General features: G+C 64.0%; 6 protein-coding genes. 3 read left to right on the plus strand and 3 right to left on the minus strand.

The genetic code is table 11. The features are described from left to right. The 3 genes from KBT70_RS04865 to KBT70_RS04875 all read left to right on the plus strand — a co-directional run. Positions 1 to 461: hypothetical protein (locus KBT70_RS04865; RefSeq protein WP_296629401.1), on the plus strand; the 461-nt coding region annotated here is incomplete at its 5' end. A gap of 107 nt (positions 462 to 568) precedes the next feature. Further along, entirely contained in the window at positions 569 to 1,327 is a 759-nt protein-coding gene (locus KBT70_RS04870; protein ID WP_296629402.1) for a DUF6478 family protein, read from the plus strand. Between the two features lie 9 nt (positions 1,328 to 1,336). Next, positions 1,337 to 1,714 (plus strand): hypothetical protein, encoded by a 378-nt coding sequence (locus tag KBT70_RS04875; RefSeq protein ID WP_296629403.1) that lies wholly within the window; start codon positions 1,337 to 1,339, stop codon positions 1,712 to 1,714. Positions 1,715 to 1,741: 27 nt separating this feature from the next. On the opposite strand, the gene dtd is transcribed toward KBT70_RS04875, so the two are convergent. From dtd to KBT70_RS04890, 3 genes are all read right to left on the minus strand, one after another. Beyond that, complete coding sequence (gene dtd, locus KBT70_RS04880; protein ID WP_296629404.1) at positions 1,742 to 2,179, minus strand: D-aminoacyl-tRNA deacylase; 438 nt, start codon at positions 2,177 to 2,179, stop codon at positions 1,742 to 1,744. Positions 2,180 to 2,203: 24 nt separating this feature from the next. Continuing rightward, entirely contained in the window at positions 2,204 to 2,878 is a 675-nt protein-coding gene (locus KBT70_RS04885) for a nitroreductase (RefSeq protein ID WP_296629405.1), read from the minus strand. Between the two features lie 115 nt (positions 2,879 to 2,993). After that, a partial coding sequence (locus KBT70_RS04890) for a primosomal protein N' (replication factor Y) - superfamily II helicase (protein ID WP_296629406.1) occupies positions 2,994 to 3,878 on the minus strand: 885 nt, incomplete at its 5' end.

Genomic DNA, 3,878 nt, shown 5'->3' on the forward strand with positions numbered 1-3,878 from the left:
AAGGTGCGGTGGTGGTCACGGGACCGCGTGGCTATTGCGTGGACGCGGCCAGTGTGCGGCGCGGGGCGTCGGGCAGTTTTGCCCTGTTGGCCAGTTGTGCGAGCCTTGGTCAGACGGGGGGCGTTTATGCCGATCCGGCGGTGATGACCGTCTCGGTTCTGCCGCGCGCGGCCTCGGCGCAGGCCCCGGATGCGCAGGCCATGGCGCGGGCGCTGGCCCCCGCGAAGGTGCGGGTAGCACCTGAAAAGGACGGTCTGGCGGTGGTGCAGGTGATGCAGGGCGGTGATGCCGCGTTGCCGGGGGGCGACCCGGTGCATTGGCGCGCCGGACTGGTGATCAACGGGCATCTGGTCGGACTGGCGGTTTACGGACCTGCAGGGCAGGGCGTGTCGGGGTCCGAGGGGCAGGCGCTCTTGCAAGCCTTGGCGCGGGCGATCCGGGCGGCAAGCCCGGCCTCCTGATCTTTGGGATGGATTGTTTCCTCTTTTGAATTAATGCTATGCAAGGATTTGGGACGTAGCATTCCGGCACGGCCGCGCGTGCGAAGATTGGCAAGGGTGCGCTCTGCATGAAATTACTGGACGTGTTGACGCATCGCCACAGCCTGCGCAAATGGCGGCAGACTGCGCGCAATGCCCCGATGATGGGGTTGGCAGAGTTGCGGCGCGCGCGGGCGCGGGCGCGCAAGCTGATGTATTCGCTCAACGAGGTGATCTCGATTGCCGATAACCGGCTGGCGTTGCCGATGATCGGGTCGAATTCGTTTTCCCGCCCGCATGGCACCGATTGGGCGTGGCGGCCGGAGTTGTGGCGCGAGCCTTTGCCGGTGCCCGGCATGGCCTCGGTCCGGTCCAAGTCGATGCTGGGGCGCGAGGTGACGTTGTTTCACGATTGCGCGCGCTCGGAGCTGTGTTTGCGCCAGTTGCGCAACAGCCGCGAGGCGGATCTGGCGCCATATGGGTTGCGGATGGATGTGTTTGCCTTTGACGGATCGTTTCTGTCGGTGGTGCTGGATTTCCCGCAGCAGGCAGTGAACGGGCTGACCAAGCGGCATCTCTTGCGGATGGATACGATTGTGGAATTGGAAAAACCGCTGGAAATCTTTGCCCGGCTCAACATCAAGCACGGGCCGAATACCGAACAGATCGTGCGGGAATTGCCGCTGAATTCGGAAGAAATCATGGTCGAGTTCGATCTAGCCTATTCCAACCTGAATGAAAAGCGGGTGGAGCGGGCGTGGATCGACCTGATTTTCGAGAATCCGCAGATGAGCCAGCTTGTGTTGCGGGATGTGACGTTCAGTCGTCGGCCGCGCGCGGCGCTGTAGGGGGTGGGGATGAACGAGTGGACATTGACCAAGACGCGGCTCTTTGAAGGGGTCTGGGAGGGGGTGCTGACACGGGCGGGCGAGGCCGAGGCCGCGCCCGAGATCGAGGTCACGCATCAGCAAGCGCCGGTGGCGGGGGTCGAGGTGACGGCCAAGCCCGAGGAAAAGCTCTGGGTGGTGCGGGTGCCGGTGCCGGTGGAAAAGATCGCGGATGGGGTGCAGACCTTTGTGATCCGGGATCGGCGGAGCGGCGAGGTTCTGGACAGTTTCGCGCTCTTGGCGGGGGATGTGCTGAGCTATGACATCCGCGCCGAAATGGCGCTCTTGCGGGAGGAGTTGGACCTGCTCAAGCGGGCGTTCCGGCGGCATTGTCTGGACACGATGTAGGGGCTGCGTGCGGTGATCCGCCCGCCGTCAACTCTCCATCCAGATCGTCACCGGCCCGTCATTGATCAGGGACACTTTCATATCCGCCCCGAACCGGCCGGTTTCAGTGGCAATCCCCAGAGCGGACATCTGCTGAGCGAAATACGCGTAGAGCCGGCGCCCGGTCTCGGGCTCTGCTGCGGTGGAAAAGCCGGGGCGATTGCCGCGTGAGGTGTCGGCGGCCAGGGTGAACTGGCTGATCACGAGGGCGCTGCCGCTGATATCGCTGAGAGAGCGGTTCATCTTGCCCGCCTCATCGGGGAAGATCCTCAGCTTGGCGATTTTTGCGGCCAGACGCTCTGCCTCGGCCTCGGTATCGCCGTGCATGGCGCAGACGAGGATCAAGAGGCCGGTGCCGCATTGGCCGATGGTTTCACCATCGACGGTGACAGAGGCCTCGGAGACACGTTGCAATAGGGCGCGCATGGCAAACCTCTGTGACAGCGGCGATCAGCCGCGCGGGTCGTAAATCTCGGACAGGTCTGCGCGGCTGGTACGAAAGCCGTTGGCGGGGTGGTCCATATCCGGCAGGCCAAAGGAAATGGCGCAGAGGATCAGGCGGCTTTCGGGGAGGTCGAAATGCGCGCGGATCATCGGCGCATAGGCGGCCACGGACGCCTGCGCGATGGTCGCCACGCCGAGGGCTGTGGCCGCCAGCAGAAAGGCTGTGACAAAGCCGCCGGTATCCATCGCACCATAAGGGCCAAGTGCTGCCTCGGATTGCACGATCGCCACGTGGGGCGCGCCAAAGAGGTGATAATTCTGCATCGACTGTTCGGCGCGCCCGGCGCGGTCGTTGCGTGCAATGCCTGCCGCCTCGTAGAGTTGCAGGCCACATTCCAGCCGCCGCGCGCCATGCGCGCCGGGATAGGTTTCGGGCCAAGGCAGGTCGGGGCCGGGGCGATCCTGTTGCACCGCCGAGAGCAGCGCGTCGCGGAACCGCGCGGTTTCATCCCCGCGCGTTACGGTCACATGCCAGGGTTGGGCATTGCACCAAGAGGGCGCGCGGCCCGCGGCATGGACGATTTGGCGGATTGTTTCCTCGGGTACAGGGTCGGGCCGAAAGGCGCGACAGGAATGTCGGGCCTGCAAGAGCCCCTGCAAAGTTTCAAAATTGTCCGTCATTCCGTGATGTCCTTGCCGACCATGATCCATCAGGCCCATGGCCTTGACCGATGATCATAGGGGGAGTTTTGCGGCTTATCCATGCCTCGTTTGGCGGATTTCTGCCAGATGTGCCCTACAACACACCCTGTTCCAGAGCCACGACATAGCCAATCGCCCCGGCAACCAGCGCGCCGATGAGAACGGCAAAGGCGATCTTCCATGCCGACCACGGCCGCTCGCCCTGCACCCGTCCGGTGCGGCCATTGACCACAAAGCGATAGGTTTCGCCCCGGTATTTATAGGCCGCGAGCCAGACGGGCAGCAGGATGTGTTTGAAGGTGACGTCGCTGACCTCGGTGTCGATCTCGTGGATTTGCTGATGGTCGCCGCCGATGTCAAAGCGCACATCGCGGGCGATGATTGCATCCATCCGGCCGCGCGCCTCGACAAATCCGTGTTCCAGTTCGAGATTGTAGCCCTCGGCGCGGAACCCCGCGAGATATTCGGGGCTATAGGGGACCAGTGCCGCCAGATCCCATGGTTCCAGCGCCTCGGTAAAGCGCTTGGGCAGGGAATTGGAGGCCAGAATCAACACATCGTCGAAGAACCGCGCCACCCGACCCGAGGCCGGGGTCCAGCGGATTTTCGGCACCTGCACGGTCTCGCGCTTGCCATCGCGGATCACGGTTTGGGTGACGTAATAAGTCGTGCCGCGCTCGCCCCGGTAGGTGGATTTGGTGTCGGCGTCAAAGGTCCAGTAGGGCACATAAATGCCCTGCATCTGCCGCCCCTTGCGGGCATAGTCCTGCAATCCGTTCGGCGCGAACCACAGCCGCCCCAGCCAATCGGTCATGGCGCGGCGCGCGGTGGCCTCGTCCAGCGCGAAGGGCAGCAGCGCGCGCGGCTTGATATGGCGTTGCGTGCCGGTGTCGGTCACGACCGGCGAGGCGCAGAACGGACATTCGGCGGCATGGGTATCGCTGCCCAGTTCCACCTGCGCGCCGCAGCTTGTGCAGGT

Origin of the sequence: Roseovarius sp. (genome assembly GCF_018066915.1) — a bacterium.
Classification (GTDB): Bacteria; Pseudomonadota; Alphaproteobacteria; order Rhodobacterales; family Rhodobacteraceae; genus Roseovarius.